The 725-nt window shown below is 52.6% G+C and carries 1 pseudogene; it reads left to right on the forward strand.

Features of this window, described 5'->3' with window-relative positions:
- Nucleotides 1-725: pseudogene (locus ASC50_RS02465) on the forward strand (transketolase); the annotation flags it as partial.

Below are 725 nucleotides of genomic sequence, written 5' to 3' on the forward strand. Positions count from 1 at the left end.
GCGGGGCATCTGGGGCTGAACAACCTCATCATGTTTTACGATGCCAACGACATCCAACTCTCCACCTCCGTGGCAGACGTGACGAGCGAAAACACCGCACAGAAATACGAGGCGTGGGGCTGGAAAGTGGTTACCATCAACGGCAACGATGCCGCGCAAATCCGTCAAGCCTTGTCGGATGCTCAAAAAGAAACGCAACGCCCGACACTCATCATCGGCAAAACCTTGATGGGCAAGGGTGCTGTAACCACTGATGGCAGTTCGTTTGAAGGCAAATGCTCCACTCACGGACAGCCGTTGGGAGACAGTGGAGCCGATTTTGCGCAGACGGTCAAAGGTTTGGGGGGCAATCCCGACGACCCGTTCCAAATTTTCCCCGATGTAGCCGAATTATATGCCAAGCGGAAAGCCGAATTGCAGCTCATCGTAGCCGCCAAGCGTCAGGCAGAAAAAAATTGGGCGGAAGCCAACCCCGAATTGGCAACGAAAATAAACGGTTGGTTCACCGAAAAATCGCCGAAAATCAATTGGGCGGCTATCGAACAGAAGCCCAATCAGTCCACCCGCACCGCTTCGGCTACAGTGCTCGCCTATTTGAGCCAACACGTTGAGAACATGATTGTTACGTCCGCCGATTTGTCCAATTCCGACAAGACGGACGGCTTTCTTAAGCATACAAAGGCGATTACGAAAGATGATTTTTCCGGCAACTTTCTCCAATCGGG

The sequence above is a fragment of the Candidatus Symbiothrix dinenymphae genome (genome assembly GCF_001431085.1).